Raw genomic sequence first — 6533 nt, forward strand, 5'->3', positions numbered from 1 at the left:
CTCTTTGCAAAGGTGTATCTATTGGAAGGTCTTCACAAAAAGGAAGAATCAGAAATTAAGCAGCCATCGCGCATAAGAAAAACAATTTTATCTAACAAATCACCTATACCTATACCATGTTGAGTACTAATTGCAAAAAGGAGTATCAAATCCCAGAGCATAAAATTCATAAGTGTTAGAAAATAAATTGTGGTTGTCAATTTTATTAACTGCCAAAAGAACTGGTTTTTAGTTTTATACAAAAAGTTTAGCTAAATAAATGTCATTTTGAGTAAGTCCTGTTTGCCGCATCAACTGCAAAAACAATTACATCAGCTTCATCAACTGCAAGTTGAGCTTGTAATTTAATTTGTTCCAAAAAAAGGAGTTGATTGAATTTCGATACACTTGTGTCAATAACTCCAAATGTTTTAAGTAAGCCACTCGGCAGTAAATAGTAAATTGAAGTAATGCCTGCTTTTTGATGAAGTAATAGCGTATCTTTTCCCAATAATGCGGTTAAACAAACTTGATTTTACTTAACATTAGAGACGACCCACAATACAGCAATTTTAAAAGACATTTAAGTTCTCCTTTTTTTATCAATTAAGGCAATAATTTTGGCAATTACTTCATCAATTGATAATCTGCAGTAGTATCTTAGTAAAATGGCATCTAAAGCTTTAGATATGTAAGCAAGTTGGCGATGATAATCTTTATGATCACAGATTTCCTTGAGTTTGTTTCATAATTTGAGAATAATGTCTGTGATTTTTCCTTTTGGGCATCTTCTTGTTGTTTTCTCAAAGCTCTTTTTTAGTAATGTTGGCAGTAAGAAAAATTTTTTAGGTCGCATCTGGCATTACAACTGTTCCAATATCTCTTCCATCCATAATTAAATTAGGAGTATTGGCACAATTTTACTTACCTTTACAATTTCAATGAAAATTTGATTCTTACAGCAGGAATTAAAGCTACTGAAGAGACATGTTTTCGACGATCCAAAGACTTAATTTTTTAAAAGAAACGTCTTCTTGATTAAGAAAAATTTTATTACAAGAATAAGAAAATTGATTTATCTAAAGCTTGATTGGAACTTTTTCATGATGCCATGAAACTTCTACCATTTTCTAACGAAATATAAAGTTAATTACTTTGAGAAACATTGCTCCAGTATCAATGTGATTCAACCTAATTTTTGGGACAACTTTTTACTAATAGTGCTTTTATAGAATACTGCCGGACCATCAATGACAGCGATTTTAAAACTTTTCATATGCATATATAACTAACTCCTTATAGTAGAATATTAAATTTACTAAATTAAATGCGGTAATGGAGTAGTTAAGGTTTTTAATTTTTTAATTTCATGAATTTTTAAAGGGCGATAAGCACCTATTGTGAGATTTTCAATAGTTAAAAAATAACTTAATAACGTTTTAACTTTAAAACTTGATAGCCTAAAGCTTGCATCATTTTACGAACTTGCCTGTTTTTTCCTTCAAAGTTATTACCAGCTTTAACCAAGTAGAAGGTTTGGGTGTATAAGAACTTTTCAAAATATCAATTTCTTTACAAACAGCCAAATAATTTTTATCAATGATAATTCCTTTGCGGAATGTGGCAAGGTCTTTTTTTTGCAAACAAGCATTAATTTTAACATGATATTCTTTAGGAATACAAAAAGGAAGGATGGGTTAATTTTTAATTAAGATCGCCGTCATTAGTAATTAAAAGTAGTCCTGTAGTATTAAAATCAAGGCGTCCTATCGGATATAATCTTTGTATGCTTGCTTGCTTCCGATTAAATCCAAAACAGTAGGGCGTTTTTTATTGTCTTTGGCAGTGGGAAAAAGAAATCCATTGGGTTTGTTGAGCAAAATAAGAATAAGTGGTTTTGGTGATCGGTTTGTCATCCAAAGTTATAATGTCGCTGGAAGAAGATACTTTGGTTCCTAATTCAGAAATAATTTTGCCATTAACTTTAATGCGTTTTTCCAAAATTAAAATTTCTGCTTTTTCTTCTAGATGACACATTTGCATAAGCCAAAACTTTTTGTAATCTTTGCATTATTTTCCAATCCTTCCTTACTTGATTGTGTGTGGTTTGATGTTTAAAAACTTATTATTAAAATATTGTTCAAAAATGTCTTTTGTTTTTCTAATAGTTAATAATTAAAAATATTGCAAATTAAAAAAATAACGCGGATAGTATTTATTTTCATCCAGGTATCATAATAAGCAACAAAATTTTTATTACTATCTTTAACTATAAAGGTTTTTTAGTAGTTATTTGTCTTTGGTCTAAATGAGTGCCGTTTTTTACTAACTTAATTAAATAATCATTTAAAAATAAGTTCATCGTAAGCAGCAAAAAAAGTACTATCCAAATCAAATCATTGAGTTCTAAATTTTCAATAGTTTTAGCGTTTTGTAATAAATGCGTGCCAATTGCAGTTCTTTGCAAACGAAGAAGAGCACCATAAGTATTTAATTGCAAAGCTAGATCGCGCGCAAGACTTCTAATATAAGTTCCTTTGGAAACATGTGCCAAAAAATCTACTTGGTCGCGACAAAGCAAAGATGTTTTTTTCAAAATGATGAATAAAATTTCTCTTTGGAGGAATATTCAAAACTTGATTTTTGAGTGCTAAAACGATACATTTTTTTTTCCTTTAATTTTAACTGCTGAAAACATAGGAGGTATTTGCAAATACTTTTTTGATGAAAAAATGCAAAACTTTTTTGGATGGTACAATCAGTTAAAGGGGTGTTTTGGTATCCAACAATTTACCTGTCACATCAAGTATCATAATGTTTTATTAAAAAGAAAGGTTCCTTGATAAGTTTTTGGTAGTTTATCAGACAAAAAAGCCAGTTTAATTAGCTTTACACAAATAATTAAAAGTCCCGCAAGAGGCTAAAGAGATCAAGGATTTCCCGTGTGTCCTACTTTGTCAAAATGAAATTTTTTTTTTAATTTGGCTTACATCATGTGATGTCATCTTTTCTGGTTGTTGACTAAAAAAAATCCGTTCATAACGTTTGATTTGCTTTCGGTTTGTGGTAAAATTATTTATAGAATTTAAAAAATTTAACCAAGTCTTCTTTATTTAGAAACCACTAGCATGCTTGCTAATTCTTTTTATCTTTGTATAAAATGGGGTGGGAAAACCAGAAACTCCTTTTCTAATGCTAATTGTCTAAAATCAACGTCTACTTTGTAAAAAGAATTTCTTTTTCTAAAGGCAAACTTCATCCAAAACAGGCAATAATCTTTGACATGGAGGACACATGTAGCAAAAAATCAACAACTGCAATTGTTGTGTTGCAGTTGGTTTCAAAATCTTGTCCTTGATAATTCATTAAATTACTCATTATATTTAAAAACTCTTTTGTTTTTGGGGTTTGGGTTTTGGCATACACCATTTATTATAATTTAAAAAATGTTAATTAATAAAGATATGTTTTAGTTATTTTAATTTTTAAAACAAAATGAAAAAATGCATTTTTATGAATCATATTTTTTGTAAATTTGTTCGTTTGAGAATTGTTTTCTAATCCGTTTATTAAGTTGGTAGCAAAGCAAAAACACAAATGAAGACAAAGAAAGGATTATTTTAATTAATAAGGTTACCCAATCAAAATATTTTTATTCTTGTAAAATAAAATCTTTGTATTTAAGAGAAGTTGTTTTTGTTCCAAAATGTTTTTGAAAATAGGTTTTAATTTGCAATAAAGGGACTACTGTTTTTATCAATTAATTTGATATGGTAATAAAAACCTTCAACCAACTATTTTTAGCAACATAAGTAATTTTTTTGGTTTTATAATTATCAATTTTATTCAATAAATCAGAAACAGCAATGTTGGAAGTGGCATTTATAAAAGGCAAATGATGATAGCAATCAAAACATCAAACTTACCACAATTAAAAAAAGGGGTGATAATTTTTTTCTTGAAAATAAAATAATTTTTAGGAATAGCAAACAACCAATAAATGGTTTAAAAATTAAAATTGTTGATAATAAAATAAAAAAGGACAAAAAGCAAAGTGCAAATAAAATGCCAAATAGTAGTTTATTTAAAACCTTTTGCAGGTTGGAATGGTTGCATTTTAATTTCTTTCATATCTTTTATTTGTTTGTTTTGTAAAAATTCTTTAATTTGTGGCATTGGAGTGATATTTTTGTTCTTGCCCCTTAATTTTTGAGACAATTCTTTAATTAAAGGTTCATTTAATTTCACTAAAGCTTTTGGCATCAGAAAAACATTTTTTTTTAAAATATCTCTTTGTAAATCTTCTTTATCTTTAACTGATATCAGATATAACCAAAAAAACGTGTTAGTTCTTGGGATTTGTGGAAAGCCTCAACAAAATCCAGAACAAGCTTTGTAATAGTTGTTTCGCAAATCACTTCTTCAGCAGCTTTTCCTGCTAAAAGAACGGTAATTTCTTGGATTAAAGTTTCTTTAATAAAATATTGGGGGTCTGTTCTTTAGCAAATAAAGTCAATATTTTATCCGAAGAGCGTGGAATTAAAGAAACCGAACTTAAAAAATGAGTGTTTTTGACTTGGCTGATAATTATTTTAGCAGCTGTATGAGTAGCAACAATTTCTTTTTTCTTTGTGATTATATGTTTTTGGCGGAATTTGTTATCCTAATAAAACGTTTTCTTTAGCTTGAATAATTGTTTCAGAAAGAAATTTTTTTGCAATTCTTGTTCTTTGCTTTTTCTGCTTGAAGCATTGAAGCCTCATTTAAAATGGCTTTGAGTTGAGCACCACTTAATCCTTGGTTTTCTTGGGCTAATTGTTATAGAATTAATATCCTCATCAGCTATTTGTTTGCCTTTAGCACATAATTTTAAAATAGCTTTTCACTTTAAAGGTCAGAGCAAAACATTAACTACATAAACAAACGTCCTGGACGAAGCAAGGCATAATCTAGAGGATTCTACTCTGTTAGTAGCAGCTATCACAATGACATTATTTTCATTATCTTTGGATTTAATCCCATCCATTTGATTTAATAATTCTGTAGTTATTTCTTTTTCTTTTTGGCTAAAATCGTTTCTAGAAATACCAAAAGAATCAATTTCATCAATAAAAATAATGCTTGTTTTATGGGTTTTGTTTTTCAAACAAATCTCTTACTTTTTATCACCATCACCATGAATTCTTTGCAAAAATCAGTACCACTAAAAGCATAAAGGATGCGTCTGATTCGCCTGCAGAGCTTTTGCAAGTAAGGTTTTTCCTGTTCCTGGAATTCATAAACAAAATTCCTTTTAAAATTTTGGCTCCTGCTCATGATATTTTTTAGTTTCTTTTAAAAAATCAATAAAACGTTGGAGAAGTTGTTTTCTTCTTCCATCCCTGCCACATCATTAAATTTAGTTCCATGAGATTGGCTCAAAATCCGTTTGTTTGTTGTTTGGAAAGATCTTTTTATTCTTTTGGGAGTTTGTTTGGCAATTGTTTCTTGTGATTGTGGTTGTTCCCGATTCTTTTTCTGGATTAGTTTTTTGGGTATTGCCTTTTTTACCATTAAATTTGCAAAAGAAAATAATTCCAAAAGATATTATAAAAAGGATCGAGCAACATCGCAAAAAGTTCTTTTTAAAATTATAATCATTGGAGCCATATACCCATTCTTCGAGAAATTAAAATTAATTATGAATTCATTATTTTAAATGTGAACATATAAAATGTAATAATATAAAGAGGTTTCAAAAAAGTGCAAATCATTAAAATAAATAAAATTATTGTATGTTAATAATTTAATTATCTAGGTAAACTTCATCAATTTCCAAACGATTAAATAAAATATGATAATTATCTAATGTTTGACTTGAAAGAAGCCCGAAAGTATCTAAACTTTCAAGTAATATCGAGGGTTTTGAGTTGAGTTAAAAATTTTATGAGCAGTTTGAGGTAAAAAGGTTGCAATAAAACTCCTAAAAACCTTAAAGTTTCTAAAGAATATAGTGTGTGGTCTAATGGTTGTTGTTTTTCAGGATTTTTAAATAAATTCAGAGTTCTACCAAATCAATGTATTTATTAGCAAAACAGCCAAATTCATAATTTCTTTCAAGAGCATCTCCCTACACACAATCTTGCATTTTTGAGACGAACCAAAGGAAGAGTTGCTAAAGCTCGTTTGGATAAATCAAATTTGGGATCTAAATTAGTTGTAATTAAAGTTTTGGATAAATTATTTTGGCGTTCTTTGCCATCCCAAAAAACTCTATGAAATAAATTTCCCAAAACATTAGCTAGGTCACTATTGTGCTTTCTACTAACAATTCATAGTGATATTACCATCTTGAGCATAAGGAATTTCTGATGAACAAAATAACGAATGGAATCCACCAAGAAATGTTTTAATAAATCATCCAGCATACAAAACGTTACCTTTAGATTTAGACATTTTTATTTTTATCAAACAAAATCCACGGATGGGTTAAAAAACTGTTTGGGTAGTGAAATTTCAAGTGCCATCAATAAATAGGCCAGTAGATAAGGTGAAACCTTAAAATATCTTTACCA

7 protein-coding genes and 3 pseudogenes are annotated in these 6533 nt (G+C 28.9%); all 10 read right to left on the bottom strand.

Annotated features, from left to right (window positions below; all coding sequences use genetic code 11):
• Window positions 1-262: 262 nt before the first annotated feature.
• The 10 genes and pseudogenes from ACEW7V_RS02295 to ACEW7V_RS02340 all read right to left on the bottom strand — a co-directional run bounded on the left by ACEW7V_RS02295 (window position 263) and on the right by ACEW7V_RS02340 (window position 6251).
• Window positions 263-490 (bottom strand): hypothetical protein, encoded by a 228-nt coding sequence (locus ACEW7V_RS02295; RefSeq protein WP_374695313.1) that lies wholly within the window; start codon window positions 488-490, stop codon window positions 263-265.
• 72 nt (window positions 491-562) lie between these two features.
• Window positions 563-1255 (bottom strand): annotated as a pseudogene (locus tag ACEW7V_RS02300) (d(CMP) kinase).
• Window positions 1256-1297: 42 nt separating this feature from the next.
• Window positions 1298-2050: pseudogene (locus tag ACEW7V_RS02305) on the bottom strand (pseudouridine synthase).
• Between the two features lie 104 nt (window positions 2051-2154).
• Window positions 2155-3019 (bottom strand): annotated as a pseudogene (locus ACEW7V_RS02310) (pseudouridine synthase).
• Window positions 3020-3234: 215 nt separating this feature from the next.
• Complete coding sequence (locus ACEW7V_RS02315; protein ID WP_374695314.1) at window positions 3235-3408, bottom strand: hypothetical protein; 174 nt, start codon at window positions 3406-3408, stop codon at window positions 3235-3237.
• A gap of 331 nt (window positions 3409-3739) precedes the next feature.
• Complete coding sequence (locus ACEW7V_RS02320; RefSeq protein WP_374695315.1) at window positions 3740-3874, bottom strand: hypothetical protein; 135 nt, start codon at window positions 3872-3874, stop codon at window positions 3740-3742.
• A 185-nt stretch (window positions 3875-4059) separates the two neighbouring features.
• A complete protein-coding gene (locus ACEW7V_RS02325) occupies window positions 4060-4242 on the bottom strand; it encodes a hypothetical protein (RefSeq protein ID WP_374695316.1) in 183 nt (60 codons plus the stop codon).
• Between the two features lie 631 nt (window positions 4243-4873).
• Window positions 4874-5125 (bottom strand): AAA family ATPase, encoded by a 252-nt coding sequence (locus ACEW7V_RS02330; protein WP_374695317.1) that lies wholly within the window; start codon window positions 5123-5125, stop codon window positions 4874-4876.
• Between the two features lie 188 nt (window positions 5126-5313).
• Window positions 5314-5559 carry a hypothetical protein gene (locus tag ACEW7V_RS02335; protein WP_374695318.1) on the bottom strand — a complete coding sequence of 82 codons (246 nt, stop codon included), beginning with the start codon at window positions 5557-5559 and terminating at the stop codon, window positions 5314-5316.
• A 515-nt stretch (window positions 5560-6074) separates the two neighbouring features.
• Window positions 6075-6251, bottom strand: a complete 177-nt coding sequence (locus tag ACEW7V_RS02340) for a hypothetical protein (RefSeq protein ID WP_374695319.1) — start codon at window positions 6249-6251, stop codon at window positions 6075-6077.
• Window positions 6252-6533 lie beyond the last annotated feature (282 nt).

Source organism: Areca yellow leaf disease phytoplasma (genome assembly GCF_041920595.1).

Coding starts and splice junctions, on each gene's coding strand:
- ACEW7V_RS02315 (WP_374695314.1), bottom strand. CDS start 3,408: ATGGTGTATGCCAAAACCCAAACCCCAAAAACAAAAGAGTTTTTAAAT.
- ACEW7V_RS02325 (WP_374695316.1), bottom strand. CDS start 4,242: ATGCCAAAAGCTTTAGTGAAATTAAATGAACCTTTAATTAAAGAATTG.